At 70.3% G+C, this 13,296-nt stretch carries 16 protein-coding genes; 6 read left to right on the top strand and 10 right to left on the bottom strand.

The window, feature by feature from the left end:
- Positions 1 to 13 precede the first annotated feature (13 nt).
- Positions 14 to 922, bottom strand: coding sequence for a 4-hydroxy-tetrahydrodipicolinate synthase (gene dapA / locus ABZV58_RS08405; RefSeq protein WP_354999495.1), 909 nt, complete (start codon positions 920 to 922; stop codon positions 14 to 16).
- A 147-nt stretch (positions 923 to 1,069) separates the two neighbouring features.
- On the opposite strand from dapA, the gene ABZV58_RS08400 reads away from it, so the two are divergent.
- Positions 1,070 to 1,513, top strand: coding sequence for a toxin-antitoxin system HicB family antitoxin (locus tag ABZV58_RS08400; protein WP_354999494.1), 444 nt, complete (start codon positions 1,070 to 1,072; stop codon positions 1,511 to 1,513).
- A 1-nt stretch (position 1,514) separates the two neighbouring features.
- On the opposite strand, the gene ABZV58_RS08395 is transcribed toward ABZV58_RS08400, so the two are convergent.
- A complete protein-coding gene (locus ABZV58_RS08395) occupies positions 1,515 to 2,714 on the bottom strand; it encodes a crosslink repair DNA glycosylase YcaQ family protein (RefSeq protein ID WP_354999493.1) in 1,200 nt (399 codons plus the stop codon).
- Positions 2,715 to 2,778: 64 nt separating this feature from the next.
- Between ABZV58_RS08395 and ABZV58_RS08390 the strand changes: the two genes are divergently transcribed.
- The 4 genes from ABZV58_RS08390 to ABZV58_RS08375 all read left to right on the top strand — a co-directional run bounded on the left by ABZV58_RS08390 (position 2,779) and on the right by ABZV58_RS08375 (position 6,271).
- The gene (locus tag ABZV58_RS08390; protein WP_354999492.1) at positions 2,779 to 3,747 is read left to right on the top strand and encodes a haloalkane dehalogenase; all 969 of its coding nucleotides are present in this window, start codon (positions 2,779 to 2,781) and stop codon (positions 3,745 to 3,747) included.
- Positions 3,748 to 3,950: 203 nt separating this feature from the next.
- Positions 3,951 to 4,847 carry a sigma-70 family RNA polymerase sigma factor gene (locus ABZV58_RS08385; protein ID WP_354999491.1) on the top strand — a complete coding sequence of 299 codons (897 nt, stop codon included), beginning with the start codon at positions 3,951 to 3,953 and terminating at the stop codon, positions 4,845 to 4,847.
- A 118-nt stretch (positions 4,848 to 4,965) separates the two neighbouring features.
- The gene (locus tag ABZV58_RS08380) at positions 4,966 to 5,196 is read left to right on the top strand and encodes a hypothetical protein (RefSeq protein ID WP_354999490.1); all 231 of its coding nucleotides are present in this window, start codon (positions 4,966 to 4,968) and stop codon (positions 5,194 to 5,196) included.
- 43 nt (positions 5,197 to 5,239) lie between these two features.
- A complete protein-coding gene (locus ABZV58_RS08375) occupies positions 5,240 to 6,271 on the top strand; it encodes an RNA polymerase sigma factor (protein ID WP_354999489.1) in 1,032 nt (343 codons plus the stop codon).
- Positions 6,272 to 6,277: 6 nt separating this feature from the next.
- Here the strand turns inward: ABZV58_RS08375 and ABZV58_RS08370 are convergent, their stop codons facing one another.
- From ABZV58_RS08370 to ABZV58_RS08340, 7 genes are all read right to left on the bottom strand, one after another.
- Positions 6,278 to 7,297 carry a hypothetical protein gene (locus ABZV58_RS08370; protein WP_354999488.1) on the bottom strand — a complete coding sequence of 340 codons (1,020 nt, stop codon included), beginning with the start codon at positions 7,295 to 7,297 and terminating at the stop codon, positions 6,278 to 6,280.
- A complete protein-coding gene (locus ABZV58_RS08365; RefSeq protein WP_354999487.1) occupies positions 7,290 to 8,612 on the bottom strand; it encodes an ATP-binding protein in 1,323 nt (440 codons plus the stop codon). The genes ABZV58_RS08370 and ABZV58_RS08365 overlap by 8 nt, the downstream gene beginning before the upstream one ends.
- The gene (locus ABZV58_RS08360) at positions 8,576 to 9,262 is read right to left on the bottom strand and encodes a response regulator transcription factor (protein ID WP_253798495.1); all 687 of its coding nucleotides are present in this window, start codon (positions 9,260 to 9,262) and stop codon (positions 8,576 to 8,578) included. The genes ABZV58_RS08365 and ABZV58_RS08360 overlap by 37 nt, the downstream gene beginning before the upstream one ends.
- Positions 9,263 to 9,393: 131 nt before the next feature.
- Positions 9,394 to 9,846, bottom strand: a complete 453-nt coding sequence (locus tag ABZV58_RS08355; protein WP_354999486.1) for a flavodoxin family protein — start codon at positions 9,844 to 9,846, stop codon at positions 9,394 to 9,396.
- A gap of 6 nt (positions 9,847 to 9,852) precedes the next feature.
- A complete protein-coding gene (locus ABZV58_RS08350; protein WP_354999485.1) occupies positions 9,853 to 10,356 on the bottom strand; it encodes a hypothetical protein in 504 nt (167 codons plus the stop codon).
- A 25-nt stretch (positions 10,357 to 10,381) separates the two neighbouring features.
- On the bottom strand, positions 10,382 to 11,128 hold the full coding sequence (dapB, locus tag ABZV58_RS08345) for a 4-hydroxy-tetrahydrodipicolinate reductase (protein ID WP_354999484.1): 747 nt from the start codon (positions 11,126 to 11,128) through the stop codon (positions 10,382 to 10,384).
- Between the two features lie 233 nt (positions 11,129 to 11,361).
- Positions 11,362 to 11,772, bottom strand: coding sequence for a MarR family transcriptional regulator (locus ABZV58_RS08340; protein ID WP_354999483.1), 411 nt, complete (start codon positions 11,770 to 11,772; stop codon positions 11,362 to 11,364).
- A 52-nt stretch (positions 11,773 to 11,824) separates the two neighbouring features.
- Here ABZV58_RS08340 and ABZV58_RS08335 point away from each other — a divergent pair, with 52 nt between their 5' ends.
- Positions 11,825 to 12,286: a MarR family winged helix-turn-helix transcriptional regulator gene (locus ABZV58_RS08335; protein ID WP_354999482.1), complete on the top strand. Its 462-nt coding sequence runs from the start codon at positions 11,825 to 11,827 to the stop codon at positions 12,284 to 12,286.
- Here the strand turns inward: ABZV58_RS08335 and ABZV58_RS08330 are convergent.
- Positions 12,267 to 13,151, bottom strand: a complete 885-nt coding sequence (locus ABZV58_RS08330) for an NAD(P)-binding domain-containing protein (RefSeq protein WP_354999481.1) — start codon at positions 13,149 to 13,151, stop codon at positions 12,267 to 12,269. The genes ABZV58_RS08335 and ABZV58_RS08330 overlap by 20 nt on opposite strands.
- Positions 13,152 to 13,296 lie beyond the last annotated feature (145 nt).

Raw genomic sequence — 13,296 nt, 5'->3', positions numbered from 1 at the left:
TCCCGTAGGTCGTTCATGCCAGCACTCCCGCGGTCTGCAGGTCCGCGGCGAGGCGGTCCAGGGCGTCGGTATTCGGCATCAGCTGCGGCAGTCGCGGCTCGCCCACGTCGACGCCGAGCAGGCGCAGCCCGCCCTTGGTCATCGCGACGCCGCCGAGGCGCGCCATCGCGTGGTTCAGCGGGACGAGTCGCGCGTTGATGTCGCGGGCCCGCGCCACATCGCCCGCCTGGTAGGCGTCGACGAGTTCACGCAGCCGTTCGGGCACCAGATGGCCGATGACGCTGATGAATCCAACGGCGCCGATGGACAGCCACGGCAGGTTCAGGCAGTCGTCGCCGGAGTACCAGGCCAGACCGGTGCTCGCGATCAGCTCGGCGCCCGCGTTCAAGTCGCCCTTGGCGTCCTTGACCGCGACGATGCGGGGATGCTCGGCGAGCGTGCGGATCGTGTCCGGACCTATGGGGATGATGGAGCGCGGCGGAATGTCGTAGAGGGTGACCGGCAGGTCGGTGGCGTCGGCGACCGCGGTGAAGTGCGCGATCAGGCCCTCCTGCGAAGGGCGCGAGTAGTACGGCGTCACCACGAGCAGACCGTGTGCGCCCGCCCGCTGCGCGTTGCGGGCGAGTTCGATGGAGTGGGCGGTGTCGTAGGTGCCCGCTCCCGCGATCACGGTGGCGCGATCGCCAACGGCGTCGACGACGGCGCGCAGGAGGTCGTACTTCTCCGACTCGGTCGTGGTCGGCGATTCACCGGTGGTTCCGGAGATCGCGAGCAGATCGACACCGCGGTCGACGAGACGGGCCGCCAGCGCGACCCCGGCATCGACATCCAGCTTGCCGTCGGCACTGAAGGGGGTCACCATCGCGACACCTACTGTGCCGGACGCGCGCAGCTCCGCTGGCGTCGATTCACCGTTCGTCATGGTCAGAAAGGCTACCCGGTCCACAGGGCACCCTCGACACCCTGACCGGCGATCCGGCTGCCCGCGCGGGTGATTCACCTCCCACCGACGCCGCCGAGACATCAATCTTTCCTTGAATGATGTCATTTTTGACGCCACACTGATGTCATGGATCTGAACAAGTACACCGCGCAGCTGCGCGAGAACCTGGTGGCGGCCGCGGCGCTCGGCGACGAGAAGACCCAGGCCACCGCCGCCGCGCTGGCCTCGGCGACCGAGGCGTCGGCCCGGCTCGTGCTGCTCGCGGCGCTGTCCGAGCTGGCGGGCGAGGTCAGCTCGGCGCTGGAGGACCGCACCGTGCACGTCTCGGTGGATGGCACCGACGCCACGGTCGACGTCCGCAAGAACGCCACCGCCGAGGAGCATCCGACCTTCGAGGAGATGACCGGTGACATCAGCCGCGTCACGTTGCGCTTGGTCGAGCAGATGAAGGCGAAGGCGGAGGAGGCGGCCGCGGCGAGCGGGGTCTCGCTGAACTCGTGGCTGTCCAACGCGGTGCACGGCGCGTTGCGCGACCAGATGCGAGGCTACGGACCCAAGCGCGACTTCTGATCTACAGCAGCGCGGCCAGCTCTCCGCGCTCGCCGATCACCACCTCGTCCAGCTCGAGCCAGTCCGCCATCTCGCGCAGGGCCGTGCGCAGCGCCGCCGCGGTCTCCGCGTTGGCGCGGCCGGGCTCGGCGAACGCGCCCGGCACGAGCAATCGTCCGCTCGCACGTTCGGCGCGCAGGTCGACGCGGCCGACCAGCTCCCCGTCCAGCAAGAAGGGGAAGACGTAGTAGCCGTGCACCCGCTTGTGCTCGGGGGTGTAGATCTCGATGCGGTAGTGGAAGTCGAAGATCCGCTCGGTGCGCGGCCGGAAGAAGATCAGCGGGTCGAACGGGCACAGCAGCGCGGCCCCCTCGACGCGGCGCGGCGTGGCGGCACCGGACCGCAGGTAGGCGGTCTTGCCCCAGCCCGCGACCTCGACCTCTTCCAGTTCGCCCGCGTCGACCAGCGCCGCGATCGCCGGTTCGGTCTGCGAGCGGTGCAGGCGGTAGTAGTCGCGCAGGTCGGTCTCGGTGCCGATGCCCAGCGCGGTGGCGGCTCTGCGGACGAGTTCCACGACGGCGTCGGCCTCCGAAACGTCGCGTGCCAACACCTCCGGGGGTAGCACCCGCTCGGCGAGATCGTAGTGCCGGGTGAAGCCGACGCGCTTGTCGACGGAGAGCTCACCCGCGGCGAAGAGTTGTTCGCAGATCATCTTGGTGTCGCTGAGATTCCACCAGGATCCCTTGGGCCGCGGCTTGTCCAGCTCCAGATGCCGCTCCACCTCACCGGCGGTGGCGGCGCCGACATCCCGGATCACGTCCAGGATGTCCTTGCCCAGCGTCGGATTGCGGTCCAGCACCTTGCGCATCCCCGACCAACGGCCGTGCTGGTACTGCACCATCCGCCAGCGCATCAGCGGCCAGTCCTCGACCGGAATGAGGGCGGCCTCGTGCGCCCAGTACTCGACCAGCCGCCGCGGCCGCTTGGCGCTGTGGCTCCAGGCCGCCTCGTCGAGCAGCGCGCGGTCGTAGCCGCCGATCCGGCTGAACACCGGGGCGTAGTGCGCGCGGACCACCGCCGACACCGAATCGATTTGCAACAGCTGGGTTCTGGCGAGCACGTCGGCCATCGTCCGGCGCGTGACGGCGGCCGGGCGCCGCCTGCCGAACCCCTGCGCGGCCAAGGCCGTTCGCCGCGCGGCCGCCACACTCATCTTCCGCATATCCGAAGGATGCCATGGGGGTCCGACATTGTTCGGTCGGCGCATTTCTACCCCGAATCCTTCGATGAGGCGCGATGTGTCGAGCGTCACATGTCGCGCGGTCACAGTCTGCACGGTCGCTGTGTCGAAACGGGTGCAAGCAGCTGAAAGGAGCTTTCCCGTGGCCACCATCGACGTTCTCGATTCCTTCATTTCCTACACCGACACCGGCTCGGGGTCCGTGCCCGTGGTGTTCCTGCACGGCAACCCGACCTCGTCCTATCTGTGGCGCAAGGTGATTCCGCACGTCACCGACCAGACCAGGGCGCTCGCTCCCGATCTGATCGGCATGGGCGACTCGGGCAAGCCCGACATCGGCTACCGGTTCGTCGATCACGCGCGCTACCTGGACGCCTGGTTCGACGGCCTCGGGTTGGACGAGGTGGTCATCGTCGGCCACGACTGGGGCGGCGCACTCGGCATGGACTGGGCCGCGCGCCATCCCGGCCGGGTGCGCGGCATCGCGCTGATCGAGACCTTCCTGCGGCCGATGGAGTGGTCCGAGATGCCGCCGCTCGGCGCCGAGCTGTTCCGCAAGTTCCGGACCGCCGAGGGCGAGCGAATGGTGTTGGAGGAGAACATGTTCATCGAATTCAATCTGCCGAGGGGTGTGACGAATCTGTCGCAGGAGGTCCACGACGTCTACCGCGCCCCCTACCCGACCCCGGCCACACGCAAGCCGCTGCTGATGTGGCCCAGGGAGATTCCGCTCGGCGGCGAGCCCGCCGACGTGGTGGACATCGTGCGGAACTACGGCCGGTACCTCGCCGAGACACCCGAGATCGCGACGCTGATCATGGTGTTGGAGAACGGCGTCGGTCTCGGCTCGGCGGAGTCGGCGCGGTGGGCGGCAACCACTTTCGCCAGCGCGGAGGTGGTCTCCATTCCGCCCGCCGGGCACCACGCACCGGAGGATCGGCCGCACGAGATCGGCTCGGCGGTCGCCGAGTGGTTGCGCGAGCACGCGCTGGTCTCGGCGGTCGCGCGATCTTGAATCCGCCCGCGCGGTCCACGACGCCCCGGACACTCGTGGGGCGCACCACGGTCATCGCAGGTGCGCCCAGGTCCACGCGGAAACGATCTGATGGAGCTGCACGGCTCCGCGCACGGAAGGGGGTTCACGTACCCGACATTCACGCCGAAAGCCAGAGTCACAGCGGGCTTGCGGGACCGCGGCAGGCTACCGAAGATGACCCGATGAGCAGTGCAGACGTCGCGGCGGGCGACGATCCGGTCGACGACACCGCGACAACCGAGGAAGTCCGGCGCGCGGAAGCGGAATTGGTCGCCCGCGCGGTGGACGGCGATCGGGACGCGGTCTCCGCGATCATCCGGATGCTCCAGGACCCGATCTACCGGCTGGCCCTGCGGATGGTGTGGCGTCCCGCCGAGGCGGAGGACGCCACCCAGGAGATCCTGATCCGCGCGGTCACCCGCCTCGCCACCTTCCGCGGCGAGGCGAAACTGCTCACCTGGGCGTACCGCATCGGCGTCAACTACCTGATCAATCTGCGCACGCGGACGCCGCAGGAGGAGCGCCAGCTCAGCTTGGAGGAGTTCGGCGCCGGTCTCACCGACGGCTTGGCAGCGGAGGACTATCAAGGGCCACAGGCGGCGTTGCTGTCGAGCGAGGTCCGGCTCACCTGTAGCCAGGGCATGCTGCAATGCCTCGCTCGTGCGGAACGCGTCGCGTTCGTGCTCGGCCAAGTCTTCGAACTGAGCTCGCCGGACGCGGCGTGGATCCTCGACATCACTCCCGCCGCGTACCGAAAACGACTGGAGCGAGCCAAGAAACGTCTCGGCGCGTTTCTCGGCTCCTCGTGCGGCCTGGCCGACCCGCGGGCGGCGTGCCGCTGTTCGAGACGGGTCGAGAAAGCGGTGCGGCTCGGCCGCATCGATACGGCGGCGCCGCAATTCGCCACCCACCCGGTCAGCCCCGGCGGGCGGACGGTGCTCGAAGCCGAGGAACAAATGATCCGCTTGCACGATGTCGCCGCGGTGCTGCGCGGGCACCCGGATTACGCCGCGCCACGGGAACGGATGGACGCCATCGCCGGGCTGTTGCGGTCGGGGCACTTCCCGCTGCTGACCTGAGCGGGCCAGCCGGACGCTGGGACGAACTGCCGCAGGGCTCGGCCGACATCTTCCGCACCTTCCGCTCGACGGCGAACCCGCCGACGTCGCGCAGCGGGTCCGTGACTATGGACGATGGATGGCGGAGAGCGCGGAGGTGCCCAAGCTACTGATGCGCGTCGAGCCCGGAGTCGGCCTCGGGTCGCCCGAGGTGATCGCCTGGGCGGCAAAGACTTTCGCCGCCGTCGAGGTCGAATCGGTGGGGCCGGGCGCGCACCACAGCCCGGAAGACCAGCCCGACGCCATCGGACAGGCGGTCGCGAGCTGGCTGCGCAGGCACGCATTGGTCGCGCGGCCCGTCACGGTGTGACAGACGCGGCCCGCCGCGGTGTGAGCAGAGAGGAAGAAGAACGATGCACGAGGCGCGCGAGCCGATCGACCGGCCCGGCGAGAGCACGATCGGGGGCGCGCCATCGGGCACCACGACGGATGCGGCTCGGCGCGCCCTGCGGCGCCCAGCGCGCGGCGTCCATGGCTGTGCCGCCTCGCCGGACACGATCGGCTTGCCCGATGAACTCGCCGACGTCGCGACCGACGACAGTGCGACCGGCCCGGACCAGGAAGAACTGCGGCTCGTCGCGCTGGCCGTCGACGGTGACACGGCCGCGCTGCGCGAGGTGATCGGCCGCTTGCAGGATCCGCTGTACCGGCTGGCGCTGCGCATGGTCGGGCGGCCCGCCGATGCCGAGGACGCCGTGCAGGAGATTCTGCTGCGCATAGTCACTCGGCTGTCCACTTGGCGCGGCGAGGCGAAACTGCTGACGTGGGCCTACCGGGTCGGCGTCAACTACTTGCTGAACCTGCGCAGGCGATCACCGCAGGAACACGCCGAGATCGGCCTGGACGACTTCCGCGACGACCTCGCCGACGGTCTCGCCGCCGCCGACTACCGGGGACCGGAGGCCGCCCTGCTGGCCGAGGAGACGCGACTGAGCTGCACGCAGGCGATGCTGCAATGCCTCGGCCGCGAGGAGCGCGTCGTCTTCGTCCTCGGCGAGATCTTCGAGCTGACCGCCGCCGAGTCCGCCTGGATCCTCGACATCACCCCGGCGGCCTGCCAGAAACGGCTGGAACGGGCCAAGCAGCGCCTCGGCGCGTTCCTGCGTTCCACCTGCGGACTGGCCGAGCCGAAGGCGTTCTGCCGCTGCTCGCGCCGCGTCGACAAGGCTCGCGCCCTGGGCCGTGTCGACCCCGGCAAGCTCGCCTTCGCCACCCACCGAATCAGCCCGGGCGGCCGCGATGTCGCCGAAGCCGCCACCCAGCTGCACCGGCTCCGCGACGCCGCGGGCGTGCTCCGCGCCCACCCGGATTACGCCGCGCCGCAAGCGAAGATCGACGCCATCACCGGCTTGCTCACCTCGGGTCGTTTTCCGCTGCTCGAATGAGCGGACTCAAGTGGTGACGGTGACCTCGCCCGCCGCGTCGATCTCGGTGCGGCGGGCGGTGGCGGGGGCGTTGGCGAGGACCGTCGCCAGGATGCGGCGGCCCATCGGAAGCACGCGGACGGTGACCGTGCCCGCGTTCGCCGCGTCCAATTCCTTGATCGCGGCGTCGATCACCCGTTGCCGCACCCAGCGCGGCACACCGGCGAAACCACCGTCGTCCAGCAGCACCACCTCCACGCCGCGGGACCGCGCGCCGCGGGCGGCGCTGCTGAGTTCGTCCGTGACCAGCTGGGGCGCGCGCAGGCCGTCGCGCAGTTCGGCTTCCAGCAGTCGGCACTGTTCGCGCTCGGCGGCGGTGAGCTCGACGCCGTCGGCGATGCGCTCCAGAATCGGCCGCGCCACCTTGTCCAGCCTGGCCAGCTGCCGATCGCGTTCGCCGTTCTCCGCGGCCATGGTGGCCTCGGCCGCCGCGCGCATGGTCGCTTCCTCGCGCAGCAGACGCAGTGAGCGCTGGGTTGGTCGCATGATCGCGGCGCACACCGAGACTCCGGCGACCGTCGCGATCGGCACGACGGTCCCGGCGATGAACCCGCCGCGCAGCCCGGCCGTTGCGCCGACGGCAGCGACCACAACGGCCACGCCCGCGACACCGAGCCACGCGGCGCCGAGCCTGCCGCGCAACACGAGCACCGCGAGCACGTACGAGGAGGCGAACGCCGACCAGACCGGCTTCGACCAGCCCTGCTCGATGTGCGTGGTGGTCAACGCGGTCGCCACCGGCCCGGACGCGGCCACGAAAACCGTTGCGGGCCATGGCAAGGGATCCACGGGGATGACCAGCACCAAAAGGCCCGCCACCGCGAGCAGGATCAGCCCCGTGACGGCGGCGAACGGCGACGCGTCGGAGAAGTTGCGGACCATGTACAGGACGATGGTCACCTCGAGGATGAGCAGGAACAGCCAGGCCGCCGCGTCGCGCAGACCGAGCAGATCACGCACCCCTAGGTTGGAATCGGCGTCAACCATCGCTACCCCACACCAGCGTCACCGACGTGCCCTCTCCCGGCTGCGATTCGACGAACGCCGCGCCGCCGGGCAGCTGCCGCATGCGACCCAGGATGCTCACCGAGATGCCGAGCCGGTCCGCGGGCACCCTGCCCGGGTCGAAACCCGCGCCGTCGTCGCGAAAGACCACCCGGATGCCGCCCGCGCTCACCGTGACCGTGACGGTGCGCTGCACCGTGCGCCCTGGCACCGTGCCGTGCCGCAGACTGTTGCGCATCGCCTCGGCCAGCGCGGCGGCGATCGTTCCCGCCGCGTCCACCGGCAGCCGCAGGTCGTCCACTCCCGACCAGCGCCGCGCGCTGAACCCGATGCCCGGATTGACCTCGTGCACCGCCGCGCGCAGGAAACCGACCGCGCCCTGCGCGTTCAGCCGGTCGGGTTCGGTCTCGCCGCCGCGCAATTGGTCGAGCTGGGCGAGTGTGCGCTCGGCTTGCTTGCGCAGCACCGGCGAATCGGTGCCGGTGCGCGAGGCGTCCAGCAACGTCGAGAGCACCGCGTCGTGGATCAGCGCCGCGAAACGGGCCCGCTCCCGGTCTCGCGCCGCGGCGCCCGCCACGGCGGCGGCCCGGCTGCTCGCGATCGCCGACTCCCGGTCGACTCGGGCGGCCGCCGCCCTGGCATAGACCGCGCACCACAGGAACAGCGCGCACAACCCGACCGATCGCGCGAAATCACCGAGCAGCGCGAAGGTCGATCCGTCCGGCACCACGTACTTGTTGGCGACAGCCGCCACCGCGCCGCCGACGATCAGATAGCCCACCGCGACCAGCGGCCGCCACGCCAGCGCCGCCGCGAGCACGCCGAGCGCGAACACCCGGTACAGCCACACCGAGGTGGCGTCGGTCGCCGGCTGGCGGTAAGCGAACGGGATCAGCGCCATCGCGACGACGTAGCCGATCGCCGCTGCGCCCGCGACGGACTGGATGACGTACCTGCTCATGCCGACCGACACCACGGCGAGCACCGGGAACAGCCCGAAGGCCAGCACGAACGCGAGCACGGTCCAGCCGAACGGTGCGAAGCGACTCTGATCGGCGATCTCCGGCAGCTCGACCACCGCGGCGATCATCCCCGCGATGCCGAAGGTCAGTCCGAGCCTGCGCAGGATCCGGTCCGAGGCGGCCTCGTCGATGTCGCTTCCGCCCACCACACGCAGCAGTCGACGCCACCGGCACGCCGACGTCGAGTCGGGTCCGGGTTCGAGTGCGGTCGATGCGGTGTCCAGCGCGCTGGACGGGATCATCCGCGCGGATGCCGCTCGGGAACCGGTAGCCATCCGTCCTCCACGGCGCGCTTGTAGAGGTCGGTCTTGGTCGGGGCGGGACGACCCGCGTCGGCGTACTTCTGGCGGATGCGGCCGAGGTAGTCGTTGACGGTCTGCTCGGACAGACCGGTCAGGCGCGCCACGCGGGAGGCCTTCTCACCCGAGGCGTACAGGGTGAGCACTTCCTCCTGGCGCGGGCTCAGACCGACATCGGAGAGTTGCGGGTCGCCGTCGATGGCGGCGGCCCAGTCGGTGGTGACGACCTGCTGACCCGAGGCGGCGCGCCGCACGGCCGCCACGACCGTCGGGACGTCCTCGGATTTGCGCACCACCCCGAGTACACCGGCGCGGGCCGCGGAACGGACCAGGAAGGCGTTGTCGGCGCCCGTGAACACCAGCACCTCGATGCCGCGTTCGCGCAGCGCGCGCACGTTGTCCTCCGGCGCGGAGCCGTCGGCGAGGCGCAGATCCAGCACCACCAGGTCCAACGCCGGAGCCGGTCCGGCCGCCGCGAGCAGCTCCGGCACCGTTCCGGCCGTACACACCAGATCGAGGTCAGGCTCCGGCGCAAGCATCGCGGCGAGACCGATCGCGACCGATTCGTGGTCTTCGACCAGCCCGATCCGTCGCACCGCTCTCTCGCCGCCGTCGGCCCACGTCACCCTCGACACTCCCATCCCGAGCAAATCGCCCACAGTCCCCCCGCTACAACGTCACCACGCAGTATGACCGCCGCGGGCGCCCGGTGGTCAGACACCAAAAATCGGGGCCGACAGGTCCGTGGTCACCCACGTCAGCCCATCAGCTGCGCCGCGACGGTCGCCCCCAGCTCCCAGCAGCGCTCGATGTCCTCCTTCGACGGCGGCCCCGAAACCACCACCGGCGCAACCACCTTCACCCAGCCGAGGCCGGTGGTCACCCGGTCGACCCCGCGCTCGGCGCCCTCGGTGCCCTCGTTGCCGTGCAGGTACAGGCCGAACGGGCGGCCCTTCGTGGAATCCAGGCACGGGTAGTAGAACGTGTCGAACGCGTGCTTGAGCGCACCCGACATGTAGCCGAGGTTGGCGGGGCTGCCGAGCAGGTAGCCGTCGGCCTCGAGCACGTCGGGCGCGGTGACGGCCAGTGCGGCGCGGCGCACCACCTCGACGCCCTCGATCTCCGGGTCGGTCGCGCCGGACACCACCGCCTCGAACATCGCTTGCATGTGCGGGGACGGGGTGTGGTGAATGATCAACAGTCGGGCCACGTTTCGCTACCCTTCGCGCTGCTCGCGTTCCAGTTTCTCCAGCGCCACCGCGCGGCGCATGGTCTCGCGGGCCCTGGTGCGGTCGCCCGCGTAGTCGTAGGCGCGGGCCAAGCGGTAGGAGACCCGCCAGTTGTCCGGGTCGGCCTCCCATTCCCGCTTCACCTGCTCGAACAGTTCATCGGCCGCGCCGCGCTCGATGCGACCGGACGGTCGCCGCGCCAGCGTGGAGGTGTCCAGTTCCAGACCCTCCTCGTGGATGCGTCGGGCCAGGTGCTGGTGGGCCAGTGCGGCACGCACGGTGGCGGCCGTGACCCACACGCCGAGAATCGGCAGCAGCAGCACGCCGACGCCCATCGCGATTCCGGCCGCCTCGCCGGAACCGATCAGCGCGAACGCGATTCGGCCGAGCAGCAGGAAATAGAACCCCAGCGCGAACACCAGCGCCGCGATGAGACCCACGACGCGGAAGATCTCACCTCGGCCGGCATTGGCCTGCTGTTCGGCGTTCACGGGCATGCCTTCGGCTGTTCGGCGTTCACAGGTCCAGGAACGGATCGAGCCCCACGGTCAGGCCCGGCCGACCGCCGATCTCCCGGACACCGAGCAGCACGCCCGGGGCGAAGGAGGAGCGGTCGATCGAGTCGTGCCGGATGGTCAGCGTCTCGCCCTGGGTGCCGAAGAGCACCTCTTGGTGCGCGACGAGTCCGGCCAGCCGCACCGAGTGCACCCGCACGCCGTCGACGTCGGCGCCGCGCGCGCCCTCCAGTTCGGTGGTGGTCGCGTCGGGGCTGCGGCCCACGCCCGCGCGCTCCCTGGCCTCGGCGATCAGGCCCGCGGTCCGGTAGGCGGTGCCGGACGGCGCGTCGGCCTTGTTCGGGTGGTGCAACTCGATGACCTCGACGGATTCGAAGAACCGCGCGGCCTGCTCGGCGAAGCGCATGGACAGCACCGCGCCGATGGCGAAGTTGGGGGCGATCAGCACGCCGGTCTCGGGACGCTCGGCCAGCCAGCCGCGCACCTCGGCGAGCCGCGCGTCGTCGAAGCCGGTGGTGCCGACGACAGCGTGAATGCCGTGCTCCACCAGGAACTTCAGGTTGCCCATCACCACGTCGGGGTGGGTGAAGTCGACGACGACCTGGGTGCCGCTCTCGGTGAACGTCTCCAGCGCGTCGCCCTTGTCGACCTCCGCGACCAGTTCCAGATCGTCCGCCGCCTGCACCGCCGCGCAGATCGCCTGACCGACTTTCCCGCGTGCTCCGAGCACTCCGACCCGAATGGTCACCGCACCTCCTCGTTCCGCTGGTGTTGCGGCAAGCCTATCGAGGGGTGTGTGGACCGCACCGCCCCGGGTTTCCACCCGCTCGCGCCAGCCGCGTGGCAAGGTGCGGCGGCGCTGTCGTCCAGCCGCCGATGTGCCATACGGGTCGATCCATCAATTGATGCGCATAGCCCCATATGGCTATGTCCAGGGCCTCCCGCTTCGGATAGCAAGTCCACTCCCTTGCGGATCCCCCCCTAGCTTGCGACGGCCAGATTTCCGATCATCCGTTCCAAGACCCGCAGGGTGGTCGCGAATTGATCGGGTCCGATTCCCCGCGCCATCGCGCGGCGGCGATCGCCGATGCGGAGGAAGGTGGCGTCGTGGATCGCCCGGCCTGCGACAGTCAGGGCAAGCGCATCGGCGTCCGCGGCGACCAGGCCAGCCGACGACAAGGCGCGGATCTCGATGGCCCACTCCCCCTGGGCTTTCCAGAAAGGAGCCAGCGCCTCGCGCAACTCCGCCGCCGAGCGCGGCCCCTCGGACAGCGAATGCAGCAACTGCCAGTGCCGTCGGCTCAGCCCGCCCACCGCGAGGTCGTCGTCGAACCGCGCTTCGATCAGGCGGTCGAGTTCCTTCAGCAGGTATCCGATTCTGCGCTCGGCCATCGGGCCCTCCATATACATGTAGAATTACATCTATATGTAGTCTGACATGGAGATGAGTTCGATGGAAGAGCGCGATGCGTGCACCGAGGCGGTCGCGGCCGCAATGGTCCGAATCCGGCGCAGGCAGACGCGCGGCGCGCTGGCGGGCGAGAGTCGGGTTCCCCCTGCGGTTTTCCGCGTCCTCGACGCCGTGTCGTCCCTCGAAGACGCCACCGTCGGAGCGCTGGCCCCGGCCCTCGGCGTGGACCAGCCACGCGCGAGCCGGCTTGTCGCCCAGGCAGTTTCGGAGGGCTGGCTGGAGCGGGTCGCCGACCAGCACGACGGCCGCCGGGCGGTGCTGCGGCCGACCGCGCTCGGCGACCGGATTCTCAGCGAAGCCCACCGGCGTCGCGCGACGGCGACCGCAGCCGCGATGGCCGACTGGACCGAGCGCGAACGCGCCGAATTCACCAGGCTGCTAAGCCGTTTCGTGGACGCGATGGATACCGCGGAAGCTACGCCGCCGGGGTCTTGAGCACCTCGATCAGCGCTGTCACGCTGTGTTCGCGGTGCCCGCGCGCGATCGCGCGGCGCAGCAGTTCCGCCATCGGCGCGTGCCACGACATGTCGACGCCCGCTTCGACACCGATCCGCACGTCGCTGTCGATGGTGTCGTGGAACAGCCCGACCGAGGAACCGAGCTTCGTGTAGTCGCCGGTGTCGATCTCCTCGGCAAGCAGCGGCAGCAGCGACTCGATCATCCGCAGCCACTTGGTGGAGTACGGCACCATCGCGCGGGCTTCGATACCGCGCGAGGCGAGCACCGCGGCGCCCTCGAAGAACCCGAGCAGGGTCGGCAACAGCGTCGCGCCGACGGCCGCCTCGTACAGCGCGGCGAGATCGGGTTCGGCACCCAGGTGGACGTTCTCGCCGCCGAGAACGCCCAGGACGGAACGGTATTCGTCGTACACGCCGCGGTCGCCGCCGTAGTACAGCAGCGTGTCGGCGGCGCCGACGGCCGCGGGCACGTTCTTGATCGCGCCGCCGAGGAACCGCGCACCGTGCGCGTCGGCCCATGCGGCGACATCCCGCGCGCCCGCCGGTGTGCCGCTGTTCAGCGTGATCAGGGCGCGTCCGGCCAGCGCCGCACCCGCCGGGGCGAGCGCGTCCAGGGTGGCCTCGAATCCGGTGAGCACCGAGACGATCAACGGGCTCGCCGCGACCGCCTCGTCGATCGTCGCCGCGTGCGTCGCGCCCAGTGCCACCAGCGGCGCGGCCTTGCCAGAGGTGCGATTCCACACGGTGGTCGGGTGCCCGGCCGCGACGAACGCCGCGGCCACCGCGCTGCCCATCGAACCGAGACCCAGCACGGTCACGGGCCCGCGTGTCTCGTCGGTCATCTTGCCTCCCAAGCTGTTTCGTCCCTTGCGAAGGCGAGTCTGCGCGGGGCCGCGGGTGGCCGACAAGTTCCTACTTTTCGGTCGAATACGCACGTCCGGGTAAGGAACGAGCTACCGGCGACGAGGTGGTGACGACCGTCACCGG

Source organism: Nocardia sp. NPDC004654, assembly GCF_040609595.1.
Lineage (GTDB): Bacteria > Actinomycetota > Actinomycetes > Mycobacteriales > Mycobacteriaceae > Nocardia.
Note: the sequence above shows the minus strand (reverse complement) of the source record. Positions and strands in the feature narration are given on the sequence as shown.